The sequence below is a fragment of the Microbispora corallina genome, from assembly GCF_016863035.1.
Classification (GTDB): domain Bacteria; phylum Actinomycetota; class Actinomycetes; order Streptosporangiales; family Streptosporangiaceae; genus Microbispora; species Microbispora corallina.
Genome location: NZ_BOOC01000042.1, coordinates 25894 through 47685 on the forward strand (window position 1 = coordinate 25894; position 21792 = coordinate 47685).

General features: G+C 72.0%; 21 protein-coding genes. 16 read left to right on the forward strand and 5 right to left on the reverse strand.

Annotation, left to right across the window (positions count from 1 at the left end; all coding sequences use genetic code 11):
- Nucleotides 1-18: 18 nt before the first annotated feature.
- From Mco01_RS32585 to Mco01_RS32600, 4 genes are all read left to right on the forward strand, one after another.
- A complete protein-coding gene (locus Mco01_RS32585; RefSeq protein WP_204060679.1) occupies nt 19-1812 on the forward strand; it encodes an LpqB family beta-propeller domain-containing protein in 1794 nt (597 codons plus the stop codon).
- Between the two features lie 117 nt (nt 1813-1929).
- Entirely contained in the window at nt 1930-2853 is a 924-nt protein-coding gene (locus Mco01_RS32590) for a ComF family protein (RefSeq protein ID WP_204060680.1), read from the forward strand.
- A 523-nt stretch (nt 2854-3376) separates the two neighbouring features.
- Complete coding sequence (gene hpf / locus Mco01_RS32595) at nt 3377-4048, forward strand: ribosome hibernation-promoting factor, HPF/YfiA family (protein ID WP_036327895.1); 672 nt, start codon at nt 3377-3379, stop codon at nt 4046-4048.
- Nucleotides 4049-4216: 168 nt separating this feature from the next.
- On the forward strand, nt 4217-4921 hold the full coding sequence (locus tag Mco01_RS32600) for a response regulator (RefSeq protein ID WP_036327894.1): 705 nt from the start codon (nt 4217-4219) through the stop codon (nt 4919-4921).
- 155 nt (nt 4922-5076) lie between these two features.
- On the opposite strand, the gene Mco01_RS32605 is transcribed toward Mco01_RS32600, so the two are convergent.
- Together Mco01_RS32605 and Mco01_RS32610 are read right to left on the reverse strand one after the other, a co-directional pair.
- A complete protein-coding gene (locus tag Mco01_RS32605) occupies nt 5077-6285 on the reverse strand; it encodes a winged helix-turn-helix domain-containing protein (RefSeq protein WP_204060681.1) in 1209 nt (402 codons plus the stop codon).
- A gap of 69 nt (nt 6286-6354) precedes the next feature.
- Complete coding sequence (locus Mco01_RS32610) at nt 6355-6618, reverse strand: HGxxPAAW family protein (RefSeq protein WP_036327892.1); 264 nt, start codon at nt 6616-6618, stop codon at nt 6355-6357.
- Nucleotides 6619-6837: 219 nt separating this feature from the next.
- On the opposite strand from Mco01_RS32610, the gene secA reads away from it, so the two are divergent.
- Nucleotides 6838-9639 (forward strand): preprotein translocase subunit SecA, encoded by a 2802-nt coding sequence (secA, locus tag Mco01_RS32615; protein ID WP_204060682.1) that lies wholly within the window; start codon nt 6838-6840, stop codon nt 9637-9639.
- A gap of 123 nt (nt 9640-9762) precedes the next feature.
- Here the strand turns inward: secA and Mco01_RS32620 are convergent, their stop codons facing one another.
- The 3 genes from Mco01_RS32620 to Mco01_RS32630 all read right to left on the reverse strand — a co-directional run bounded on the left by Mco01_RS32620 (nt 9763) and on the right by Mco01_RS32630 (nt 12663).
- Complete coding sequence (locus Mco01_RS32620) at nt 9763-10290, reverse strand: Rv3235 family protein (protein WP_204060683.1); 528 nt, start codon at nt 10288-10290, stop codon at nt 9763-9765.
- 256 nt (nt 10291-10546) lie between these two features.
- Nucleotides 10547-11881: a PTS transporter subunit EIIC gene (locus tag Mco01_RS32625; protein ID WP_204060684.1), complete on the reverse strand. Its 1335-nt coding sequence runs from the start codon at nt 11879-11881 to the stop codon at nt 10547-10549.
- 41 nt (nt 11882-11922) lie between these two features.
- A complete protein-coding gene (locus tag Mco01_RS32630) occupies nt 11923-12663 on the reverse strand; it encodes a GntR family transcriptional regulator (RefSeq protein ID WP_204060685.1) in 741 nt (246 codons plus the stop codon).
- A gap of 150 nt (nt 12664-12813) precedes the next feature.
- Here Mco01_RS32630 and Mco01_RS32635 point away from each other — a divergent pair, with 150 nt between their 5' ends.
- The 11 genes from Mco01_RS32635 (at nt 12814) to Mco01_RS32685 (ending at nt 21792) form a co-directional block, all read left to right on the forward strand.
- On the forward strand, nt 12814-13848 hold the full coding sequence (locus Mco01_RS32635; RefSeq protein ID WP_204060686.1) for an SIS domain-containing protein: 1035 nt from the start codon (nt 12814-12816) through the stop codon (nt 13846-13848).
- A 12-nt stretch (nt 13849-13860) separates the two neighbouring features.
- Nucleotides 13861-14097, forward strand: a complete 237-nt coding sequence (locus Mco01_RS32640) for a PTS sugar transporter subunit IIB (protein WP_036329147.1) — start codon at nt 13861-13863, stop codon at nt 14095-14097.
- 76 nt (nt 14098-14173) lie between these two features.
- Nucleotides 14174-14620 (forward strand): PTS sugar transporter subunit IIA, encoded by a 447-nt coding sequence (locus tag Mco01_RS32645; protein ID WP_204060687.1) that lies wholly within the window; start codon nt 14174-14176, stop codon nt 14618-14620.
- Nucleotides 14620-15255, forward strand: coding sequence for an HAD family hydrolase (locus Mco01_RS32650; protein ID WP_204060688.1), 636 nt, complete (start codon nt 14620-14622; stop codon nt 15253-15255). The genes Mco01_RS32645 and Mco01_RS32650 overlap by 1 nt, the downstream gene beginning before the upstream one ends.
- A 35-nt stretch (nt 15256-15290) precedes the next feature.
- Nucleotides 15291-15548 carry an HPr family phosphocarrier protein gene (locus Mco01_RS32655; protein ID WP_204060689.1) on the forward strand — a complete coding sequence of 86 codons (258 nt, stop codon included), beginning with the start codon at nt 15291-15293 and terminating at the stop codon, nt 15546-15548.
- Between the two features lie 5 nt (nt 15549-15553).
- On the forward strand, nt 15554-17389 hold the full coding sequence (gene ptsP, locus Mco01_RS32660; RefSeq protein ID WP_275410644.1) for a phosphoenolpyruvate--protein phosphotransferase: 1836 nt from the start codon (nt 15554-15556) through the stop codon (nt 17387-17389).
- A 119-nt stretch (nt 17390-17508) separates the two neighbouring features.
- A complete protein-coding gene (locus tag Mco01_RS32665; RefSeq protein WP_239104082.1) occupies nt 17509-18855 on the forward strand; it encodes a glycoside hydrolase family 3 protein in 1347 nt (448 codons plus the stop codon).
- 61 nt (nt 18856-18916) lie between these two features.
- Entirely contained in the window at nt 18917-19621 is a 705-nt protein-coding gene (locus Mco01_RS32670) for an HAD family hydrolase (RefSeq protein WP_204060690.1), read from the forward strand.
- A gap of 120 nt (nt 19622-19741) precedes the next feature.
- Nucleotides 19742-20248, forward strand: coding sequence for a DUF6912 family protein (locus Mco01_RS32675; protein WP_204060691.1), 507 nt, complete (start codon nt 19742-19744; stop codon nt 20246-20248).
- Nucleotides 20249-20299: 51 nt separating this feature from the next.
- Nucleotides 20300-20932 carry an HAD family hydrolase gene (locus Mco01_RS32680; RefSeq protein ID WP_204060692.1) on the forward strand — a complete coding sequence of 211 codons (633 nt, stop codon included), beginning with the start codon at nt 20300-20302 and terminating at the stop codon, nt 20930-20932.
- Between the two features lie 140 nt (nt 20933-21072).
- Nucleotides 21073-21792, forward strand: coding sequence for an HAD family hydrolase (locus Mco01_RS32685; protein WP_204060720.1), 720 nt, complete (start codon nt 21073-21075; stop codon nt 21790-21792).

Genomic DNA, 21792 nt, shown 5'->3' on the forward strand with positions numbered 1-21792 from the left:
CCGAGGCGGACCGGCACGGTGCACGGCCGTCGCGCCGCGTATCGCCTGCCGCGGCCCCGGCTCGCCGTCGCCGGCGTGGCCGTCGTGCTGCTGTCCGGCGGCGCCGGGTGCGCCGTCGTCCCCACGAGCAGCAGTCCGCGCGCCGCCGAGGAGAACAGCGGCAGGGACACGCTCATCCAGCCGTACGTCCGCATGATCGCCACACCGCCCCGGGCGAACGCGCTCCCCGAGGAGATCGTCAAGGGCTTCCAGGCGGCGATGGCGAGCTTCGACGACTCCCGCCTCCGGATCGCGCGGACGTACCTGACGCCGTCGACCGCGAGCAGGTGGAACCCGCTCAAGGAGACCGAGGTCTACGAGGGCAAGCTGGAGCCCGACCGGTCCGCCTACCCGAAGAACGCGACGAGCGTGACGATCCCGCTGAAGGGCCGGCTGGTCGCCACGATCGACCCCCAGGGGCGGTACCACGCGGTGTCGGGCCCCCTCGACCAGGCGTTCACGCTGGTCAAGGTCCAGGGGCAGTGGCGCATCGACGCGCCGCCAGACGTCCGCTTCCTGTCCAGCGACGACGTGAAGCGGGCCTACCGTCCCGTGGACCTGTGCTACCCGTCCGCGACCCCGTCGCCGGGGCTCGTCGTCGACCGGGTGTGGGTGCCGATCGAGCCGAGCCGCGGCGTGCCCGAGACCCGCGTCCGCCGCCTCCTGGACGGTCCCACGGACGCGGTCAGGGACGCGGTGACGACCGCCTTCCCGTCCGGCACCGACCTCAACCAGATCACCGTCGAGGGCGACACGGTCGTGGTCGACTTCACCGCGGCCATCGAGTCGGTCCAAAGCGACCGGATCGAGACGATGAAGGCCCAGCTCGCCTGGACCCTCGGTGAGCTGGCCGCCGGCCGGAACATCGAGATCCGGGTGAACGGCGAGCCGTTCCGGGACACGGGGCTCAGGTTCCGGCCGGGCGACTACGCCAGGTTCGACCCGAACGTCCTGACCAGCTCCGCCCAGATCTACTACATGCGGGACGGCAAGCTCCAGCAGGCGCAGGAGAAGGAGAAGAGCGGCGGCCTGCCCGTCGCCGGCGCGGCCGGCGAGCAGGACGTGAAGTTCACCGACCCCGCGGTGTCGAGCGACTACACGCCCAGGGTCGCCGCCATCGTGAACGGCGACGGCGTGTACGTCACCGCCATGTCCAAGGGCAGCCCCTGGCGGCGCGTCATCACCGGCAAGAAGCTGACCGCCCCCTCCTGGGACCGGTACGGCCAGGTGTGGACGGCCGAGCCGTACGGGCTGCAGCAGACGCGGGTCTGGCAGTCCGACGGCGGGCCGGCGCGCAAGGTGCTGATCCCGGAGGAGCTCGCGACCTCGCACGTCTCAGCGTTGCGCGTCTCCCGTGACGGCGCCCGGGTCGCCGTCATCACGGACGAGGGGCTCGGGACCACGGTCAAGGTCGGCACGATCGTCCGCATCGGCGGCCAGGCCAAGATCGACGACATGCAGACGCTCGTCGACGCCCGCGACGAGCAGAAGATCGTCAACATCGCCTGGCAGGACGCGGCCGACCTGCTCGTGCTGTCGGAGGGCAAGAGCGGCCAGGAGCTCACGACCTGGTCGGTCATGGAGGGCAAGATCGACCCCGACGCGCCCAGCAAGCCCGACACGAACGCGAAGATCGACTCGCTCTCCGCCGCCCCCGGCCACGTGCTGGCCGGGGAGGAGGACGGCACGGTGCTGAACTACAGCATCGACAAGAAGGACTGGACCCCGGTCGCCAAGGACGGCGCCCGCACTCCGGTCTACCCCCTCGGCTGACCGCCGCCCCGCGAAGTTCTCCGCGCTGCGAGGGCGCCCGCGAGCGCCGCCCCGAAGCCGGCGGCCGCCGGTCCGCGGAGGCGCGGAAATGTCGGCGGCGGCTGGCAGGGTGGGGTCGTGCTGGCGGCGATGCTCGACCTCGTGCTCCCGCCCCGGTGCGCCGGATGCGGCGAGCCGGGGTCCGTGACCTGCCGCGTGTGCGCGACGGGACTGTCTCGCGACCCTGAGCCCCGGCCGCCCCACCCACCGCCGGACGGGCTGCCCGAGTGCTGGTCCGGGACCACGTACGAGGGGGCGGCCCGCCGCGTGATCCTCGCGTACAAGGAGCGCGGCCGCACGTCGCTCGCGCCGTTCCTGGGCGCCTGCCTGGCCGCGACCGCCCTCGCGGCGCTGCGCTCGCCCGGCGGCCCGTCCGGTCCAGGCGTTCCGGTTGCGGCCGGCATCGCCGGGGCGATCGGAGGAGCACGGCGTCCCGGCCCGATCGCCGGGCCGGCGCTGCGGCCGCTTGAGCCGTCCGGTCCGGTGGCGCGGGCGGGGTCGTTCGGGCCAGTCGTCCCGTTCCGGGCGGCGGGGCCGGTCGTGCTGGTGCCGGTCCCGAGCGCGCGGGCGGCCACGCGCAGGCGCGGGCACGACCCCGTGCGCGCGCTCGCGACCGTCGCCGCGCGCGAGTTGAGCGGCCGCGGCGTCCCCGCCGTCGCCGTGCCCCTGCTCCGGCAGGCGAGGCGGGTGGCCGACCAGGCGGGCCTGAGCGCCGCGCAGCGGGCCGCCAACCTGTCCGGGGCCTTCCAGGCAGCCCCCGGCGTCGCGGCCCTCCACGCGCCTCCTCACGCCCGCGCGGAGGCGGCGGTGGGCGGCCGGGGTGGCGAGCCGGTGGTGGTGCTGGTGGACGACGTGGTGACGACCGGCACCACGCTGGCGGAGGCGGCCCGGGCGATCACCGCCGCGGGCGTCCCGGTGCCGCTCGCGATCACGGTGGCGGCCACGCCGCGAAGGGCCGCGACACGCCGGGGCGTCGGGCGGGCCAATCATTACGCAGCGTAAAGATCGGGGCAAATGGCCGTGTGGCCGTCAGGACGTACATTCGTCACCCGGCCCGGCGATTCGCCTGGTGAGGCCGTCCATCTCGCTGTGGCGCCGCGCCTTCCGCAATCCAGCCACGAATTTTCCCCCGATTCGTCCAAGCTCCGGATCACGCAAAGTGATCGTTTAGCCGATCTCCTGGCTGACATTCGTGCCGCCAACGACTAGCGTTCAGACATGGCACCCGTTCGGGTCCGTGGTTGCGCCGGGCCGACTCCGCTCCGGAGTCCGGCCTGGCTAGCCGATGCCAGCCGCAGGCGAAACGGCCCACGTAAGGCGACTCTTGGTCGACCGATCACGGTGCGGCTTAGAGGTAAGTCCTGCCCTCCCGGGGGTCCAGATGTCCCCCGCCAGAGGAGAAGGGCAGTAGTGGCGAGTGAGCTGCGAACCCCTCAGCAGGCGGATGTGGGGACGAAGACCAGGTCGGCCGGACGGGTGCTACGAGCGCCGAACACGACAGTCGATGTCTGAAGGGGGGCTTTGCGTGGAAATCATTGTCAAGGGACGGCACACCACCGTGAGTGACCGGTTCCGCGACCATGTCTCGACGAAGCTGGCCAAGATCCAACGACTGGATAACAAGCTGATCCGCGTGGACGTGGAGGTCTCGAAGGATCCCAACCACCGCATGAGCGGCCAGCGCGAACGAGTGGAGCTGACGATCCACTCCCGCGGCCCCGCCATCAGAGCGGAGGCCTGCGCGGACGACCGGTTCTCCGCGCTCGACATCGCACTCGGGAAGCTGGAGGAGCGCCTGCGGCGGCTGCGTGACCGACGCAAGATCCATCACGGCAAGAGCTGCCCCCCCTCGGTGGCGGAGATCACCGCGGTGGTCGAGAGCGAGCAGGAGGTCGCCTGGCCGGCGGCTGCGCCGGTCGAGGCGCTGTCCGCGGCGGAGATCAGCGCCGAGATCCACGAGGAGCCGGGCGAGCACGCCGAACCCATCGTCCCCATCGAGATGGACGGGGACGGACCGCTGGTCGTCCGCGAGAAGTTCCACAAGGCCGACCCGATCACGATCGACCAGGCGCTCCTGGAGATGGAGCTCGTGGGCCACGACTTCTTCCTCTTCCGCGACAAGGAGGGTGGCCTGCCGAGCGTCGTCTACCGGCGCCGCGGCTACAACTACGGCGTGCTGAGGCTCGTCGAGGGTTAGGGTCCGGCCGGCCGGACCACGTCCGCGGGACTCTCTCGAGAGCCGTTTGAGGCCCCGGCCCGTGGGGAGTCCACGGGCCGGCGCGCCACGCGCGACGAAGATCCTCATTCGGCTGGAAGCCGTGTAATGATGGCGATCCAGCGTCCTTGGCCCCCGCAAGGAGGTTCCGTGACCCGACCCGACGAGGCGGCCCGACCGGCCACCCGCGGCGAGCCGATCCGTGTGCTGATCGTCGACGACCACGCGCTGATCCGCCGCAGCCTGGAGCTGGCGTTGGCCGCGGAGCCGGACATCGAGGTGGTGGGCGAGGCCGGCGACGGCCAGGAGGCGGTCGAACTCGCCGACAAGCTCATGCCGGACGTCGCGCTGATGGACGTCCGCATGCCGAAGAAGGACGGGATCGAGGCGACCCGCAAGATCAAGGAGTCGGTGCCGAGCACCAGGATCATCATGCTGACGGTCAGCGACGAGGAGGAGGACCTCTTCGAGGCCATCAAGGCCGGCGCGACCGGATACCTGCTCAAGGACGTCCAGATCGACGAGGTGCCCGACGCCGTGCGCGGCGTCCACGAGGGGCAGTCCCTCATCAATCCCGCCATGGCGGCCAAGCTCATCAGCGAGTTCGCGAACATGAGCCGGAAGGAGGCCGAGCGGCCGCCGCAGCTGCCGGTCCCGCGGCTGACCGACCGGGAGATGGAGGTCCTCCGCCTGGTCGCGAAGGGCATGAACAACCGCGAGATCGCCAAGGACCTGTTCATCTCGGAGAACACGGTCAAGAACCACGTCCGGAACATCCTGGAGAAGCTCCAGCTGCACTCCCGGATGGAGGCCGTGGTCTACGCCGTCCGCGAGCGCCTCCTCGAGATCACCTGACCGTCTCGGAGGCTTTCCCGGGATCGGCCGCCTGCCGTAGCGGGCCGTCCCGCAGAGGGCGCGGCCACTCCGGCCCGCCCCGGAATGACGCACCACTCCGGCCCGCCCGCGATGACGGGCGGTCGTTCCGGCCCGCGCAGGGACGTTCGGACGGCTCAGCCGGCGAGGGCGGCGCGTAAGGGGGCCTCGAGCTCGGGCGCGGCCACCCTCTCGACGCGGACGTCCGTGCAGCCCACCCAGCTCGCGGCCTCCCACAGGGCGTCGCGCATCCCCTCCACGGCCCGGGCCCGGCTCCCGCCCGGCTCGAACCCGACCTGGCGGGCGACGAGCGTCGTGCCCTCGCGGGCCGGATCGACCCGGCCGATGATCCGGCCGCCCGCCAGCACCGGCATCGCGAAGTAGCCGTGGACGCGTTTGTCCTTCGGCACGTACGCCTCGAGCCGGTGGTTGAGGCCGAAGATGCGCTCGGCGCGGGCCCGCTCCCAGATGAGCGAGTCGAACGGCGAGAGCAACGTGGTGCGGTGGCGGCCCCGCGGCTCGCTCTCCAGCGCGACGGGGTCGGCCCAGGCGTTGGGCCCGGGGGCGGCGGCCGACCGGCCGGCGCGGGGGACGGGCCATCCGGCGACCCGGACGGGCACGAGCCCGGCGGCGCCGCTCAGCAGGGCCTCGTCGAGCATCGCCGCGTGTCTGCCCTTCACCCGCGTGAAGTCGACGAGGTCGGCGCGCGTCGCCACGCCCAGGGAGCGCCCGGCGATGGTCGTCAGCCCGGTCACGCCCTCGGCGTCCGGCAGGTCCCGGGCGAGCAGGTCGGCGGGCACCACCCGCTCAGCCAGGTCGTACACGCGCCGCCAGCCGACCCTCTGGGTGCAGACGACCTCGCCGATGTCGAGCAGGAACTCGATCGCGATCTTGGAGTCGGACCAGTCCCACCAGGGGCCGCCGTTCTTGGCGCCGCCGATGTCGGAGGTGGTGAGGGGGCCGTCGGAGCGCACCCGCTCCAGGACCTTGTCGACCGTGGGCGGCACCTCGTGCCAGCGGAACCGGCGCTCGCGGTAGGCCCGGCGGCGGAAGCCGTACAGCGGCCACTGCTCGATGGGCAGGACGCAGGCGGCGTGGCACCAGTATTCGAAGGCGCGGGCGGGCTCGTGCCAGTAGGCCCGCTCCACGGCGGCCCGCCCGACGGCGCCGAGGCGCGCGTACGCGACGAGCTCGTGGGAGCGAGCGAGCACGGAGATGGTGTCGAGCTGGACGGCCCCCACGCGGCGCAGCACGGCGGGGACGCCGCCGGTGCGCGCGCCCGCGCCGAGGAAGCCCTGGGCCCGCAGGACGATCCGGCGGGCCTCGTCGGCGGTCAGGTCGGTCACGGAAGGGATGCTAGACCGAGTGACCGACAAAACGCCTACGGCGGTTCGTCACACCTCCAGAAGCCGCGCTCAGTGGTGGCGCTCCAGCGGCGAGTGGTGCTCCTGGACGGCGACCTGCCGGGGGGCGTCCACGATCACGTCGGAGAAGATGTCGAAGGCGAGGGCGAGCAGCGCGCCCACGGCGCAGATGCCCACCCCGATCCAGACGACCACCCAGTTCGGGCCGAGGGTCAGCGCGACGCCGCCGACGGCGAAGCCGATGAGGATGGTGGTGACGGCGAGCCAGGATTTGGCGCTTCCCGCGTGGCTGCCTTGGTGTCCGCTCTGTGCCATACCCGTTTTCTACCTGATGGCCAGGCCGGGGGGCACATCGGGGGAACCTTCTGACCCTTTCAGGGCTTATGTGTTATCCGATTGTGCCGCGGCGCTCCGTCGATTGCGGGTGGCTGTGTCTGGTGATGGAACCGCCTACGATGGCTAGCGGGGAAGTATGTCTCGTCCTCCCACCCCGGCGGAGCGGCCGGGGTAGACCTGCGAGGAGCTTTACTAAAAGTGGCAGCCATTCTCGACAAGATCCTTCGCGCCGGCGAAGGCAAGACTCTGCGTAAGCTCAAGCGGATCGCCGAGCAGGTCAACTCCATCGAAGAGGACTTCAAGAGCCTGTCCGACGCCGAGCTTCGAGCGCTGACCGCGGAGTACCGGCAACGCCACGCCGACGGCGAGTCCCTCGACGACCTGATGCCGGAGGCCTTCGCGACCGTGCGCGAGGCCGCCCGCCGGGTCCTCGGCCAGCGCCACTTCGACGTGCAGCTCATGGGCGGCGCCAACCTCCACATGGGGAACATCTCCGAGATGCGCACCGGTGAGGGCAAGACCCTCACCTGTACGCTGCCGGCGTACCTCAACGCGATCTCGGGCAAGGGCGTCCACGTCGTCACGGTCAACGACTACCTGGCCAAGCGCGACGCCGACACGATGGGCCGCATCCACCGCTTCCTCGGCCTTGAGGTCGGTGTGATCCTGGCCAACATGCCGCCGGAGGAGCGCCGCAAGCAGTACAACGCGGACATCACGTACGGCACGAACAACGAGTTCGGCTTCGACTACCTGCGCGACAACATGGCGTGGTCGAAGGAGGAGTGCGTCCAGCGCGGCCACAACTTCGCCGTCGTCGACGAGGTCGACTCCATCCTGATCGACGAGGCCCGGACGCCGCTGATCATCTCCGGCCCGGGCGAGCAGTCGGGCAAGTGGTACCAGGAGTTCGCCAAGATCGTCCCGAGGCTCCGCCGCGGCACCGAGGGCAAGGACGGCGAGGAGAGCACGGGCGACTACGTCGTCGACGAGAAGAAGCGCACGGTCGGCATCCTCGAGGCCGGCGTGGAGAAGGTCGAGGACTGGCTCGGCATCGACAACCTGTACAAGCCCGAGCACACCCACCTCGTGCAGTTCCTCAACAACGCCCTCAAGGCCAAGGAGCTGTTCAAGAAGGACAAGGACTACATCGTCGTCGACGGCGAGGTCCTGATCGTCGACGAGTTCACCGGCCGCGTGCTGCACGGCCGCCGGTACAACGAGGGCATGCACCAGGCCATCGAGGCCAAGGAGGGTGTGAAGATCAAGGACGAGAACCAGACTCTCGCCACGATCACCCTCCAGAACTACTTCCGCCTGTACGAGAAGCTCTCGGGCATGACCGGCACGGCCGCGACCGAGGCCAACGAGTTCCACCAGACGTACAAGCTGGGCGTCGTCCCGATCCCGACCAACCGGCCGATGGTCCGCCGCGACCAGGCCGACGTGGTCTACAAGAGCGAGGACGCCAAGTTCCAGGCCTGTGTCGACGACATCAAGGCCCGGTACGAGAAGGGCCAGCCGGTCCTCGTCGGCACCACCAGCGTGGAGAAGTCCGAGAAGCTGTCGCGGATGCTCAAGCGGCAGGGCGTGCCCCACGAGGTGCTGAACGCGAAGAACCACGCCCGTGAGGCCACGATCGTCGCCGAGGCCGGCCGCAAGCACGCCGTCACCGTCGCGACCAACATGGCCGGTCGAGGCACCGACATCATGCTCGGCGGCAACCCCGAGTTCCGCGCCGACCTGGAGCTGCAGCAGCGCGGCCTGTCGCCCTCCGAGACCCCGGAGGAGTACGAGAAGGCCTGGCCCGAGGCGCTGGAGAAGGCCAAGGAGGCCGTGAAGGCCGAGCACGAGGAGGTCGTCGAACTCGGCGGGCTCTACGTCCTCGGCACCGAGCGGCACGAGTCCCGCCGCATCGACAACCAGCTGCGCGGCCGTTCCGGCCGTCAGGGCGACCCGGGCGAGTCGCGGTTCTACCTCTCGCTCGAGGACGACCTCATGCGGCTGTTCAACTCGGCCCGGGTCGAGATGATCATGACGCGGCTCAACATCCCGGACGACGTGCCGATCGAGTCGGGCATGGTGTCCAAGGCCATCGCGTCGGCCCAGCACCAGGTCGAGCAGCAGAACTTCGAGATCCGCAAGAACGTCCTCAAGTACGACGAGGTGATGAACCGGCAGCGCACGGTCATCTACGCCGAGCGGCGCCGGGTGCTGGAGGGCGCCGACCTGCACGAGCAGGTGCGCGGCTTCGTCACCGACGTCATCGACGACTACGTCAAGGGCGCGACCTCCGAGGGCTTCGCGGAGGAGTGGGACCTCGACAAGCTCTGGAAGGCGTTCGGCCAGCTGTTCCCGATCTCGCTGACCGTCGACCAGCTCGTCCAGGAGGCCGGCGGCGACCGGGAGGACCTCACGGCCCAGCTCCTCGCCGAGAAGATCAAGGAGGACGCCCTCGCGGCGTACGACCGGCGCGAGGAGCAGCTCGGCTCGGAGGCCATGCGCGAGCTGGAGCGCCGGGTCATCCTGTCGGTCCTCGACCGCAAGTGGCGCGAGCACCTCTACGAGATGGACTACCTCCAGGAGGGCATCGGCATGCGCGCCTATGCCCAGAAGGACCCGCTCATCGAGTATCAGCGCGAGGGATACGAGATGTTCACCGCGATGCTCGACGGGATCAAGGAGGAGTCGGTCGGCTACCTGTTCAACCTCGAGGTCGAGGTGCAGGCCAACCCGATCGTGGAGGAGAACGCCGAGGAGGACCCGGCCCTCGCCGAGACCGGCTCGATCATCGCGCGGGCGCTGCGCCAGCCGTCGAGGCCCACGGAGATGGTCTACTCGGCGCCCGGCGAGAGCGGCGATGTCGAGGTCAGCCGGGTGCGCTCGACGCCCGAGCAGCGCGCGGCGTACGGCAACGTCGAGCGCAACGCGCCCTGCCCCTGCGGCTCGGGCAAGAAGTTCAAGCGCTGCCACGGCGACCCCAGGAACGTCGAGGCGTAGGCGACACCTAGGGAACCCCCGCCGGACCCCGTCCGGCGGGGGTTCCGCACGTCACGGCCGGTGCGGCCCACCCCAGGCGGCACGGCGGGATCGGTCGTCCGCCGGACCCCGCCCTCGCCGCGGTCAGGCGGTCTCGAACTCGGTGACCAGCCACTGCACGCCCTGCCGCTCCAGCCGTACGGCGAGCACCCGGCTGCGCGGCCCGCAGTGGACGAGCAGGCACATCTCCAGCACGCCCTCACGAGGACGCTGCACGTGGGGGAGGCCCACGAGCGGCGGCCGGGCCGTGTCGATCATCTTCCCGGCCCGGACCATCTCGCGGTAGGCCCGCTCGGTGAGCCTGCCCTGGACCGTCTCCGGCGGCCGCCGGCCTGCCAGGACCTCCGCCAGCGCCTGCCCGAGCCCGCGCAGGGCACGCTCGTCCGGCACCGCCCCCGGCCGCACACCGGGGAACCCCCGCATGGGCGGCCGCGCGACGGGAAGCCCCCGCAGACTCCCGGCGCCCGCCGGGGGGACGGCACGCGGCGCGGGCTCGGGAGCCAGCGCGAGCGAGCCGTACGTCAGGGGCGGCCGGCCGGCGCGCTCGTCGTCGTAAGGCGGATCGGCCGGGGGCGCGGAAACGAGCCTGGGCAGGGAGATCGGCTTGGGCATCGGGCACTCCGTCGTGAGATCGAAAACCTGACACGTAATAGAGATTCCGGTCAGCGGAGTTGATACCGCGACCGCCAACTTTGCCGTTCCGGTGGTCGATTCGACGCGATTTCCGGCTGAAGATCTCCGGCGGTTGGCGTGTTCCCCGGTCGTGTTTCCGTTCGTTTCCGTCGCGGCGCCGGGCGATTACCGGCGGCCGAAAAAGCGAGGGGGCGCCCGGGATCACCGGGCGCCCCCACTTGCTCGGTAGAGCGCGTCAGGCGCGGGTCCGCGCCGCCTCGGCCGACTCCCCGGCGTCGACGTCCGGCTCCGGCTCGCGGCCCGGCGTCATGATGTTCAGCTTCTTGATCAGGAAGGTGAAGATGAAGTAGTAGACGAAGAAGTAGATGACGCCGATCAACATGATCAGCCAGAAGTTGTGCGTGTTGTCCTTCGTCGCGTTCAGACCGGCGTCGATCGCGCCGGCGGAGAACCCGAAGCCGAGCCGCCCGTCGAGGGCCGCCACCAGAGCCATGGAGACGCCGGTGAGCAGCGCGTGGACGACGAACAGCACCGGAGCCACGAAGATGAACGCGAACTCGATCGGCTCGGTGATGCCGGTGACGAACGAGATCAGCGCCGCGGAGATCATGATGCCGCCGACGGCGGGGCGACGGTGGGCCGGGGCGGCCCGCCACATGGCGATCGCGGCGGCCGGCAGGCCGAACATCATGACCGGGAAGAAGCCCGCCATGAACGCGCCCGCGCCGTCCTGGCCGGCGAAGTAGCAGTTCAGGTCGCCCGCGGCGTGGGTGGCGCCGACGGTGCACTCCGGCACGGTGAACCACACGATCGAGTTGACGAAGTGGTGGAGGCCGAAGGGGATGAGCGCGCGGTTGACCACGCCGTAGATGCCGGCGCCGACCGTGGAGTTGCTGGCGAGCCAGTCGCCGAAGTTGGTCAGGCCCTCACCGATGGGCTGCCAGACCAGGCCGAACACGACGCCGAGGACGAGCGCGGCGAGCGCGGTGATGATCGGCACGAAGCGGCGGCCGCCGAAGAACGCGAGCCAGGCGGGCAGCTTCACCCGGTAGTACCGCTGCCACAGGATGGCCGCGATGAGGCCGATCAGGATGCCGCCGAGCACCCCTGTGGGGTTCGCCGAGGCGAGGTTGAGCGCCTCCGCCGGCTTGCCGTCCGCCCCCGCGATGCTCTGGACCACCTTCTTGTGCACGGCGGAGTCGGCCGAGGCGTCGAAGAACATCAGGTGCGTGACCCGGTCCCAGACGAGGTAGCCGACGACGGCGGCCAGGGCGGTCGAGCCGTCCGCGCGACGGGCGAAGCCGACCGCCACGCCGACCGCGAACAGCAGCGGCAGCGCGTCGAACAGCGCGCCGCCCGCGCCGCCGATGATCTGGGCGACCTTGTCGAGCCACACGATGTCCGTACGGCCGAGGAGGTCGTCCTGACCGAGGCGGAGCAGGATGGCCGCGGCGGGCAGGGCCGCGATCGGGAGCATAAGAGAACGGCCGATACGGGACAGCACGGCCATGAACGCGTTCTGGTTCGCGGGTGCGGCGGGCAGGCCCGCGTCGGCGGACGTGGAACTCATTGGTGTTCCTCCATGGGTGGGGGAGAGCGGGGAGGAGGTCGCTACACGCGTCTTGTCGGGATCTCGAGGAGAGTCCGTAACTGGTAGCGGTCGGCGCGATAGGTGGAGACCCCGAATTCCGCGCACACCCCGGCGGCGAAGGACCGGCGCTGCAGCAGCAGCACGGCCCCACCCCGGGGCAGCTTGAGCAGGTCGGCGTCGCCGGGATCCGCGACACCGCCGTCGATGGTGAGCTCCCCGGCGTCCAGCACCAGTCCGTAACGGGACTCGAGCAGGGCGTACAGGGATCGGCCGGTCAGATCGTAGGCATCGAGATCGGGCGCGAGCACGACCGGGATGTGGGCGCGCTCGATGCTCAGCGGTTCCCCGTCCGCTGTGCGGAGCCGCTCGATGAAGTGCACGGCGTCGCCCGGAGGGATCCCCAGCTGCCGTGCGAGGTGGGCACTGGCCCGGACCACTCGCCGGTCCAGGTCGCGGGAGCCCGGCTCCATGCCGCGCGCCCGCATGTCGTCGGTGAAGGAGGTGAGCTGCAGCGCCAGCTCGATCTTCGGCCGCGCCACGAACGTGCCCTTGCCGGGGACCCGGTGCAGCCGGCCCTCCGACACCAGGTGGTCCACGGCCTGCCGTACCGTCATACGGGACAGGTCGAACCGCTGGCTGAGCTCGCGTTCCGAGGGGATCGCCGCGCCGATCGGCAGCTCGTTGTTCTCGATGAGGTCGAGCAGGATCTCCCGGAGCTGGAAATACTTCGGCACCGGGCTGTCCGGATCGATCTGGGCCACTGATCCCCCCTCTCGCTTCTGATCAACGGAATAAGTTATGGTTCGTACTGGTCTAGTCCGGACTAGACCACAGCCGGGAAATGTGTGTCAATGTATGGGCCGGCGACGGATCGATAACGGACAAATCTCGCCAAGCAAGGATGACCACGAATGACGACACGAATGCGCGGTGAGATCGCCGAGCAGCCCGCCGCCATCCGGGCCACGCTTGACGCCCTGCTGCCGCGGACCGGCGAGGTCGAGGCGCTGGCCCGCGACACCCGTCAGCTGCTGTTCATCGCCCGTGGCACCTCCGACAACGCCGCTGTCTACGGCCGCTACCTGATCGAGGCGCGGGCGGGCCGGATGGCCTCGATGGCCGCCCCCTCGATCGCCACGACCTACCGCCGCCGGCTCGACCTCGACGGCGTGCTCGCGGTCGGGCTGTCCCAGTCCGGCCGTACGGAGGAGATCGTCGAGACCCTCCAGTGGGCGCGTGACTGCGGCGCGAGGACCGTCGCGATCACCAACGGCGGCGAGGAGTCGCCGCTGGCCCGGGCCGCCGACCTCGCCCTGTGCACGCTGGCCGGCGAGGAGAAGGCCGTCCCGGCCACCAAGACCTACACCACCCAGCTCGCCGCGCTCGCGGTCCTCGCGCTCGGCCTGGGCGCCGACGTCGACCGCGACGACCTGCGGCGGGTGCCCGACGCGGTGGACAAGCTGATCTCCGACCCCGGCGACCTGGAGGCGGTCGTCGAGGGCCTCGCCGACAAGCCCGGCGTCGTGGTGTCCGGCCGCGGGCTGGCCTTCTCGACCGCGCTGGAGCTCGCGCTCAAGCTCAAGGAGGCGTGCTACCTGCACGCCATGGGCCTGTCGTACGCCGACCTGCTGCACGGCCCGATCGCGGTCGTGGACGCCGACACCCCGGCCGTCCTGGTCGCGGCGGGCGCGGGCCCGACCCTGGCGGGCACGGTCGCGCTGGCCGAGCGGGTGACCGGCGCGGGCGCCTCCGCCTACGGCGTGGGCGGCGGGCCGCAACTGGCCGCCGCGTCCACCGCCGCCCTGAACGGCCCCGACCTGCCCGAGTGGGTGGCTCCGCTGGGACTCATCGTCCCGGGGCAGTTGCTCACGGAGGCGCTGGCGCGCAGGCTCGGAATCGACCCGGATGCCCCCCGTGGTCTGAACAAGGTCACTCAGACCGACTGAATGGAGGACCCCATGGCTGCAGACGCCGAGGCGATCATCGCCGGGCTCGGTGGCGCTGACAACATCATCGAGGTCGAGCCGTGCATCACGCGGCTGCGCACCGAGGTGCACGACGCGTCGAAGGTGAACCAGGCCGCCCTGAAGGCCGCCGGCGCCCACGGCGTGATGGCGGCGGGCAACGTCGTCCAGGTCGTGGTGGGCCCGGAGGCCGACACCATCGCCAGCGACATCGAGGACATCATCGGCTGACCGGGCCGAACCAGGTCAGCCGGCCGCGGCCGGACCTCTGGTGGAGCTCGCCAGGGATCTCAGGAAGGGCGCTTCATTGACGACAGTTCTCGCCCCGGTCGCGGGGGCGGCCATCGGGCTGGCCGCGGTGCCGGATCCGGTGTTCTCCCAGGCGATGGTGGGCCCGGGGACCGCGATCGACCCCCGACGCGAACCGGGCACCGCCATCGCCCCCATCAGCGGCACGATCGTCAAGCTGCACCCGCACGCGTTCGTGGTCGTGGGAGACGACGGCAGGGGCGTGCTGGTGCACCTCGGCATCGACACGGTGCAGCTCAAGGGCGAGGGCTTCACGCTGCTCGCGGCGGAGGGCGACCACGTCACCGCGGGCCAGCCCGTGGTGGCCTGGAACCCCGCGGCCGTCGAGGCGGGCGGCCGCTCGCCGGTCTGCCCGGTCGTGGCCCTCGACGCGCCGGCCGAGTCGGTGGGCGACGTCGTGCAGGGCGACGTGGACGCCGGTGACCTGCTCTTCCAGTGGTCGTGATGGAGGCGGCGCTCTTCGACCTCGACGGAACCCTGATCAACACCGAGCGGCGCAGCCTGGCCATGTGGCGGATGCTGCTGGAGAACCACGGCATCGAGCCCCACGAGGCGCTCGTGCGGCGGTTCATGGGCCGCCGCGGCCGGGACATCCTGCCCGAGATCATGCCCGGCGCGGACGTCCTGGCCCTGGTGGAGGAGGTCATGTCGTACGCCGACCACCCCGGGCTGCCGGACATCGTGCCGGTGCCCGGAGCGGCCGACCTGGTGCGCCGGGTGGCCGAGAAGGGCTCGCCGCTCGCGCTGGTCACCTCGGCGCACCGCGCCTGGGCGGTGGAGCGGCTGGCCGAGATCGGGGTCGGCGACCTGGTCCGGACCATCGTGTCCGGCGAGGACGTGGCCGTCGGCAAGCCGGACCCGTCCGGTTACCTCATGGCCGCGTCCCTGATCGGGGTCGAGCCCGCGAGGTGCGTGGCCTTTGAGGACTCGCTCGCGGGCATCGAGGCCGCCCAGGCCGCGGGTATGACGTGCGTGGCGGTGGCCACCACACACGCGCCGGAGGAACTGGCGCACGCGGACCTGGTTGTACCCGACATGTCGGGTATTGAGTGGCCATTGACAGAACTGGACCTGGTCTAGACCAGCAACTGAGACCAGTAATTGAGGAGGACACCGTGGCCGAGCGCAAGGTCAGCGTCACGTCCGAGGTCGGGCTGCACGCCCGCCCGGCGGCGACGTTCGTGCAGACGGCGGCGAAGGCGCCGTTCGACGTGACGGTCGCCAAGGCGGGCGGCCAGCCCGTGAACGCCAAGAGCATCCTGTCGGTCCTCGCGCTCGACGTCCGCCAGGGGGAGTCGATCGTCATCAGCGCGGACGGCGACGGCGCCGAGGAGCTGCTCGACCAGCTCGCCCAGATCGCCTCGGCCTCCTGACGGCGGTGGAGGCACAGGAGGCGGCGGGGCGGGGGCCCGGCGCGAACGAGACCGAGCAGGCGGCGGCCGTGACCCCGGACGCGGGCGCGGCTTCCACGGGGACGGGCGCGAGCGCCACCCGGCAGGGCGCGGCCGTCAGCGGGCCGGGCGCGAGCGAGCAGGCGGCCCTCACCGGGACGGGCGTGAGCCCGGGCGCGGGGTACGGGCCGGCGCACGTGCTGGTGGGGGACATCCCGGAGCCCGACAAGGAGGCGCGCCACGACGGCGACGCCGCCGCGGAGCGGGCCCGGGCCGAGCGAGCACTGGACGAGGTCGCGGCCGACCTGGAGGCGCGCGGCGCCCGCGCGGGTGGGGAGGCCGAGGAGGTCCTCGGCGCGCAGGCGATGATGGCCCGCGACCCCGGCCTGTCCGGCGAGGTGGGCGCGCTCGTCGACCAGGGCGTGGCCGCCGCCCGCGCCGTCTTCGAGGCCTTCGGCAAGTACCGCGACCTGCTCGCGGCGGCCGGGGGATACCTGGGCGAGCGCGTGGCCGACCTCGACGACATCCGCGACCGCACGATCGCGCTGCTCACCGGGCTTCCGATGCCGGGCGTGCCGGCGACGGCCGACCGGCCGTTCGTGCTGATCGCCAAGGACCTCGCGCCGGCCGACACCGCGCTGCTGTCGAAGGAGGTCGTGGCCGCCTTCGTGACCGAGCAGGGCGGGCCGACCAGCCACACGGCTATTCTCGCCCGCGCGATGGGCGTGCCCGCCGTCGTGGGCTGCGCCGGCGCCACCTCCGTCGCCTCCGGCACGCCGGTGCTGGTCGACGGCGCCGCCGGCACCGTACGGCTGTCGCCGTCGGACGACGAGGTCGCCCAGGCCCGCCAGGCCGACGAGGCCCGCCGCGCCGTGCTCTCGGCCGCCACCGGTCCTGGCCGGACCGCGGACGGCCACGCCGTGCCGCTGCTCGCGAACATCGGCGGCCCGCGCGACCTGGAGTCGGCACTGGCGAACGGCGCCGAGGGCGTGGGCCTGTACCGCACCGAGTTCCTCTTCCTGGACCGCGAGACCGCCCCGACCGGCGAGGAGCAGGAGGCGGCCTACCGGCCGGTGTTCGAGGCGTTCCCCGAGGGCCGCGTGGTCGTCAGGACGCTCGACGCCGGGGCCGACAAGCCGCTCGCGTTCCTGCCGCCTCCGGAGGAGGAGCCCAACCCGGCGCTCGGCGAGCGCGGGGTGCGGATGTTCCGCCGCTACCCCGAGATCATGGCCGTCCAGCTGGGCGCGCTGGCCCGGGCCGCCGCGGGGACGTCCGCGAAGGTGCAGGTCATGGCCCCGATGGTGGCGACCGTCGAGGAGGCCGAGTGGTTCGCGACGGCCTGCCGTACGGCGGGGCTCGACAGCCCGGGCATCATGATCGAGGTGCCCTCGGCGGCGCTGCGGGCGGCCGACCTCATCCGGGCCGTCGACTTCTTCTCGATCGGCACCAACGACCTCACCCAGTACGCGCTGGCGGCCGACCGGCAGGTCAGCGCGGTCGCGGGGCTGCAGGACCCGTGGCACCCGGCCGTCCTCGACCTCATCGCGCTGGCGGCGACGGCCGCCACGGCGGAGAGCAAGGGCTGCGGGGTGTGCGGCGAGGCCGCCGCCGACCCGGTGCTCGCGTGCGTGCTGGTGGGCATGGGCGTGACCTCGCTGTCGATGGGCGCCCCCGCCCTGCCGTGGGTGCGGGCCGCCCTGGGCCGGCACACGCTCGACCAGTGCCGGGCGGCCGCCGCGGCGGCCCGTACGGCGACCTCGGCGGCCGCCGCCAAGGCCGCCGCGCGGGCGGAGCTGCCCGGTCTGGCCGCTCTCGCCCTCTGACGCCCCGGCCGCCCGCCCCGGCCGCCCGCACCGATGAGGGGGCGCGGCCGCGGGCGGTGCGGAACCGGGTCGGAGGGTTCGGGGGTTTCCACCCGCCCGGCCCGGTTACGGTGAAAGGCGTGTCAGGACTGCGACGAGGTGCTCTCGGGCTGGCCGTGCTTCTCGTGACGGGATGCTCGGCCGGCACCGGGGCCGCCGCCCGCCCCGCTATCACGCCTCCGGCCGTGCGCGCCTCGACGGCGAGCCCCGCGCCCGCGGCGTCCCCGTCCCCGAGCCCGAGCCGTACGGCCGCCCCCGGGTGGAACGCGCGCGACGCGCTCGCGCGGATGAGCCTGGAGGACAAGGTCGGCCAGCTGTTCGTCACCGTCGTGTACGGCTCGCACGCCGACTCCGGCAGCAAGGAGAACCGGGCCAGGTACGGCGTGGCGACCCCGGCCGAGGTGATCGAGAAGTACCGGCCCGGCGGCGTCATCCTGTTCCCCTGGGCGGGCAACGTGTCCAGCGCGAAGCAGGTGGCCGCCCTCACCACCGGCCTGCGCGAGGCGTCGTCCCGCACGCCCCTGCTGATCGGCGTCGACCAGGAGAACGGCATCGTCTCGCGCCTGTCGCCGCTGGTCACCAAGCTGCCGGGCGCGATGGCCATCGGCGCGACCGGCGACCCGGACAACGCCCGCGACGCCGCCCGGGTGACCGGCGAGGAGCTGAAGGACCTCGGCATCGCGCTCGACTTCGCGCCCGTCGCGGACGTGAACGTCAACCCGCGCAACCCCGTCATCGGCCCTCGGGCGTACGGGGCGGACCCGAAGCGGGTCTCGACGATGGTGGGCGCGGCGGTGGAGGGGTTCCACGAGGCGGGCGTCGCGTCGGTGGCCAAGCACTTCCCCGGCCACGGCGACACCTCCGTCGACAGCCACACGGGGCTGCCGGTGATCAGGCACTCGATGGCGCAGTGGCGCAAGCTGGACGCGCCGCCGTTCAAGGCCGCCATCGCGCACGGCGTGGACGCGATCATGTCGGCGCACGTCGTCATGCCCGAGCTCGACCCGTCGGGCGACCCGGCCACGCTGTCCCGCCGCATCCTCACCGGGCTGCTGCGCGACGAGCTCGGCTTCGACGGCGTCATCAGCACCGACGCGCTCGACATGGCGGGCGTGCGGAAGAAGTACGGCGACGCGGAGGTGCCCGTGCGGGCCGTCCTCGCGGGGGCCGACCTGCTGCTCATGCCGCCCGACCTGCCCACGGCGTACGACTCGGTGCTCAAGGCGGTGAGATCCGGCCGCATCTCCGAGAAGCGGCTCGACCAGTCGGTGCTGCGGATCCTCACGCTGAAGCAGGAGCGCGGCATGGCCGATCCGCCGGAGACCGACCCGGGCGCGCTGCGGTCGCCCGAGCACCTCAAGGTGGCCAAGCGGGTGGCGGCGGCCGGCGCCGTCCGGGCGCGGTCGCTGCCGCTCGCCCGGAGCTGACCTGCCCCCTGCCGGCCGCCGGGATCGGCCTATATTTGAGGGACGTCCGGCGGGAGGTGCGGTGTACAAGGGAGTCCTGATCGACTGGGGCGGGGTCCTGACGACAGGTCTGCGGGAGGCCGTCCAGGAGTGGATCGAGGCCGATCGGATCGACCCCGGGCACTACCGGGAGGTCATGGGCGAGCTGGTCGTCCACGCGTACGAGGGCGGCCTCGCGCCGGGGGAGAACCCGATCCACGCGCTGGAGCGGGGCGAGCTGCCGGTGGCCGAGTTCGAACGCCGGTTGGCGACCCGGCTGCGCACCCTCGACGGGGAGCCCCCGGAGGCCGACGGCCTGCTGGAGCGGATGTTCACCGGCTTCCGGCCGGTCGAGGAGATGAACGAGATGCTCCGCCTGGCCCGCGCGGCCGGGCTGTCCACGTGCCTGCTGTCGAACTCCTGGGGCAACAGCTACCCGCGCGACGGCTGGGACGTCCTGTTCGACGCGGTGGTCATCTCGGGCGAGGTCGGCATGCGCAAGCCCGAGGAGCGCATCTTCCGCCACGCGCTCGGCCTGATCGCCCTCGACCCCGCTCAGTGCGTGTTCATCGACGACATCGAGGCCAACATCCTGGCGGCCCGGACGCTCGGCCTCGTCGGCATCCACCACCTCGACCCCGGGGCCACGATCGCCGAGATGGAGCGGCTGTTCGGCCTGCCCTTCCGGGCGGCTCCCGTGACACGCCCGGCGGACGGCCCCTCCGGCGCCCTGCGTCCCCCGCCGTAAGCTGGTCCGCGGACGACGGCGGCCGCGGCGCGGACCGCGCGCACCCGGACGCGGTGGGCAGAGCCGCCGGCGCCGACCGCCGCACCCGGAACCGACCGGAACGAACGATTCGAGGAACGCATGCGCGTGTACCTGCCGTGCACGCTCCCCGGGCTGGCCCGCGTGGTCGCCTCGGGCGAGCTGGGACCGGCCCCGCTGACCGGATACGCGGTGACGCCCGCGTTGATCGAATGGTACGTCTCGGGCGACACCGAGGAGCTGGAGTACGTCGCGCTGACCGAGGCCGCCCGCGCCTCCCTGCGCATGCTGGCCGCCGACCGCGCGGACGGGGTGAAGGCGGCCGCCCGCCGCGTCGTGATCGCCGCCGAGGTGCCGGACGGGACGGTCAAGGTGGGCACCGACCTGGAGGAGCGCGCGCGGGTGCGGGTGCAGGAGGCGGTCCCCCTGGCGCTGCTGGCCTCCGTCCACGTGGACGACGAGGACGCCGTGGACGACGTCGAGGCGGCGATCGAGGCGCTGCCCGCCGCCGACGAGGGCGACGACGACGCCCAGTTCACGGTCGACGGCGCGGAGGACCACGAGCTCATGTGGTACGCGACACAGGAGATTTCCGATCTCCTCACCTGACCCGCCGTGTTCACGGTTTTGTCACAGGGCACGTTTATGCTCAGGGGCGATATGACACACATCATCTGGGACTGGAACGGGACGCTCTTCCACGACATCGACGCGGTCATCGGCGCGACCAACGAGCTCTTCCAGCCGTACGGCCTCGGTCCGTACGACGTCGACGGATTCCGCGAGGTCTACACGCGGCCCATCTGGGTGGCCTACGAGCGAATGCTCGGCCGCTCGCTGCGGGAGGGCGAGTGGGAGGTCCTCGACCGGGGCTTCCACGAGCACTACCACCGGCTGATGGAGGCCTGCCAGCTCGCCGAGGGGGCCGTCTCCAGCCTGCGCGCCTGGGAGGAGTCCGGCCGCTCGCAGTCGCTGCTGTCCATGTGGGGTCACGACCGGCTCGTCGGCAAGGTCGGCGACTTCGGCATCTCGGGGCACTTCCTGCGCGTCGACGGGCTCCGCTCCGCCTCCGGCGGCACCAAGGCCGAGCACATGGTCGCCCACCTGCGGGCCCTCGACCTCGACCCGGCGAAGGTGGTGGTCATCGGCGACAGCGTCGACGACGCCGACGCCGCACGCCACGTCGGCGCCCGGGCCATCCTCTACGCCGGCGGCATGACCAGGCGGTCGGACCTCGACCTCGTCGGCGTCCCCGTCGTCGACTCGCTCGCCGCCGCCCTCGACCTGGTCTGACCCCGCCCCCGGCCCCCGCCCGTGACGGCGGGGTTGCCTGAAGGGGAGATGCGCCTACACGCTCGGCATCGGACGGCGTGGGGGCCGGGCGGTGGCCGTACCCTTGGCACGAGCCCTGCCGCATCCCCTCGGAGGCCCCGATTAGCCGCCTCGTTCTCTGGAACGTCGACCTCACGCTCGTCGACGTCACCATCGTCACCCGCGACGCCTACGCCGACGCGTTCCGGATGGTGACCGGGCGGCCGCTGGTCAAGCTCGCCCCCGCCATGGGGCGCCCCGACTCTGAGATCATCTTCGAGACCCTGGCCATCAACGGCATCGCGGTGGAGGACCACCACCTGCCGAAGTTCCTCGACGCGCTGGCCGTGTCGTTCGGCGACAAGCACCGGCGCCTGGCCAAGGAGGGACGGGCGATGCCGGGCGCCAAGGACGCGCTCAAGGCCGTGTCCAGGCTCGACGGCGTCGTGCAGTCGGTGCTCACGGGCACGATCAAGAGCAACGCCGTGCACAAGCTCACCGCGTTCGGGCTCGACCGGTGGGTCGACTTCGAGGTCGGCGGGTACGGCGAGGAGGTCTACCCCAAGGCGACCTTGCTGCAGGTCGCCCAGGGGCGGGCCAAGGCGAAGTACGGCTCGGTCTTCACGGCGGGCACCACCGTGCTGGTCGGCGACTCCACCCGCGACGTGCAGGCCGCGAGGATCGGCGGCGCGGCCATGGTGGCCGTGGCCTCCGGCCGGTCCACGGCCGCCGAGCTCCATGAGGCCGGGGCCGACATCGTGCTGCCCGACCTGTCCAACCCGTCCGAGGTCGTCGCCGCGGTCGCCCGCCTCACCGCCCCCGCCGACCGCGCCGCGGGCTAG